At 37.6% G+C, this 255-nt stretch carries 1 protein-coding gene; it reads left to right on the top strand.

The window, feature by feature from the left end; translation table 11 throughout:
- Positions 1-255: ATP-binding cassette domain-containing protein (locus ACFIO5_RS13020; RefSeq protein ID WP_375705636.1), on the top strand; the 255-nt coding region annotated here is incomplete at both ends.

The following is a 255-nucleotide window of genomic DNA, read 5'->3' on the forward strand; positions in this document are numbered from 1 at the left end:
TGAGGAATATTACCGTACAGCTTACCGAAAGACGAATCGCTGTTATTGGTGCGAATGGTTCTGGAAAAAGTACATTTGTTCGTCTCATCAATGGGCTACAATTACCCTCTCATGGTTTTGTGAGTGTTGATGGGCTTGATACCAAGAACGATGCAAAGGCAATAAAGCATAAAGTAGGATTTGTTTTCCAAAATCCTGATAATCAAATTGTTTTACCATTAGTGGAAGAGGATTTATCTTTTGGTCTCAAAAATC

Source organism: Bartonella sp. AA86SXKL, from assembly GCF_042196885.1.